The organism is Micromonospora sp. DT4 (assembly GCF_049841675.1).
GTDB lineage: Bacteria > Actinomycetota > Actinomycetes > Mycobacteriales > Micromonosporaceae > Micromonospora.
In genome coordinates, this window is record NZ_JBNCKT010000265.1 from 1 (window position 1) to 1,759 (window position 1,759).

A 1,759-nucleotide genomic window follows, 5' to 3' on the forward strand; every position below is an offset into this window, starting at 1 on the left:
GCCAAACAAGCCCACTACGCCCGCCGCCTCACCCTCGAACTCCAGCCATGATCACGAAGTACGGCTGCCGTACTAGCCGAGCGGTCGACAGTCGTTCGCTGGACTCACCGCGGTGATCCGGCCCCGATCCTAGAGTTCGCCGCCAATCGGAGACTGGCATGAAACCCCTCGTCACCGTCGTAATCCCCACGTACAACCGACCCGGCCCTCTGCGGCATGCCCTGGCCAGCGTCGCCGCCCAGCGCGCCGTACCCGGCTCCGTCGAGGTAGTCGTCGTCAATGACGGCGGATGCGACGTGAGCACGGTCGCGAACGCAGCCCGCGAGCAGGGCCTCGTCGTCCGCCTCATCGATCTGGACCAGAACGGTGGTCTTCCTTCAGCGCGCAACGTCGGCATTCAGGTCGCACGAGGTGATTACCTCGCCTTCCTCGATGACGACGACATCTTCCTGCCCAGCCACCTCGGCACAGCCCTCGCAGCGCTGAGCACGGGGGGTGCCGACCTCGCGTACACGGTGTGCGTCGTCCAGGAAGCGCGCGTCGACCCCACGAACCCGCCGGCATTCAGCACCCCCACGACGTTCTCGTTCGATCCGGAACTGCTGTCGGTGGCCAACTTCATGCCGGTCCATACCGCAGTGCTTCGGCGCCCACCGGAGTCGGCCCGGTTCGACCGTGACCTTCCCGCGCTTGAGGACTGGGACATGTGGCTGCGTCTGGCCCGCGAGCATCGTTACCGGTTCGTGCACGTCCCGGAGCCCACCGTCGTCTACCACCGCATCGCGAGCGAGGCCAGCATGGTCGGCGCGACCGTCGGCGATGGGCATGCCCTCGCCCACTTCGGGGCCCTCACCGAACAAATGTGGTGTCGCTGGCCCGCCCGCACGCCCAAGGCGCAGCACTTCCGGCTGTACATCGCCGTCATGTATTGGCACTCGTTGGCGCGCCTAGCGGCCGGTCATGCGCTCAGTGACCAGTACTTTCAACGCTGCGTCGCAGAGATCGCCGCGGTCTGGCACGGGGAGCGCTCCGAGACCGGCCTTCGCCAACGGCTCATCGACTCGATCAAGGAGACCGCCGATGTCGCACACGCCGCCTGATCTGCCTGGCTCAGCAGCCACGATCGGGCTGACCATCGACACGGTGCTACGGCGCACGGACAAGACCCTGCTGGCGCGGGGCTCGTTCCGCGGCGAACAGGCAGCGGTGAAATACCTGATCGACCCAGATCCGTTCTGGGCGGCCAAGTGGCGGCACGAGCTGGACGTGTACGAGGTCTTCGGTGACACCACCCCGCCTGTCCGCGTTCCTCGGCTGCTCCATACCGACCGTGACCGGCTGCTGATCCTGGAATGGGTCGACGCATCGCCCCTCGCGGTCGAACGCTACCCCCAGCGAGAGCTCGATACCCGGGAGGTCGATGCCGTCCTGGACTGCATCACCGCGTTGAATGAGTGGACCTATCCCGCCGTCCGGTTCTCGCCCACCTTCGACTACTCCGACCGCGTGGCTCGGTACCAGGCCAAGGGGTACCTCACTGAGGGCCAGCGAGAGGCTCTGGGCAGTCTGGTGGCCCGCTGCGACGCGCCGGCACAGCTCAATCACGGCGACCCGCTGGCCAGCAACATCCTTCTCGATGCCGGCCGTCCCGACAGCGATGACGAGGCCGAGACCACGGCGGTGCTAGGGCCTGTCTTGTGGATCATGGTTGGTGGGGTAGGAACATCACGGGTGTCCGGAGTGTTACCCGAGCGCTATG

Annotated in this window: 2 protein-coding genes; both read left to right on the plus strand. The window is 66.5% G+C overall.

Annotated features, from left to right (window positions below):
• Positions 1-158: 158 nt before the first annotated feature.
• Entirely contained in the window at positions 159-1,100 is a 942-nt protein-coding gene (locus ACLQ24_RS29495) for a glycosyltransferase family 2 protein (protein WP_425895007.1), read from the plus strand.
• Positions 1,081-1,759: phosphotransferase (locus tag ACLQ24_RS29500; RefSeq protein ID WP_425895008.1), on the plus strand; the 679-nt coding region annotated here is incomplete at its 3' end. The genes ACLQ24_RS29495 and ACLQ24_RS29500, both read left to right, overlap by 20 nt.

What these genes read in the sequence shown, in the direction of transcription:
- ACLQ24_RS29495 (WP_425895007.1), top strand. Translation starts at nt 159, where the DNA reads ATGAAACCCCTCGTCACCGTCGTAATCCCCACGTACAACCGACCCGGC.